Raw genomic sequence first — 245 nt, forward strand, 5'->3', positions numbered from 1 at the left:
TCCGCCTGTTGCAACTGTCGGCGGTCGAGCTGGAGGCGGAGCTGGCGAGCGCGGTGGAAAGCAATCCGCTGCTGGACTGGACCGAACCGGCCGCGCCGGAACCCGACGCCTCCGGCGAACCCGTGCACGCCTCCAGCGTCACCTCCGCGTCCTCGTCCGAGGACGGCGCCGGACCCGGCGGCGACGGCCCGAATTCCGACGCCACGCCTGAGCCGGAGTGGACCATGGACGACGGCGAGACCTGG

The 245-nt window shown here is 72.7% G+C and carries 1 protein-coding gene; it reads left to right on the forward strand.

Annotation, left to right across the window (positions count from 1 at the left end; translation table 11 throughout):
* Positions 1-245 (forward strand): RNA polymerase factor sigma-54 (locus HKX41_12925; protein ID NNC25038.1); only part of this gene is annotated, 245 nt, incomplete at both ends.

Origin of the sequence: Salifodinibacter halophilus, assembly GCA_012999515.1 — a bacterium.
GTDB lineage: Bacteria > Pseudomonadota > Gammaproteobacteria > Nevskiales > Salinisphaeraceae > Salifodinibacter > Salifodinibacter halophilus.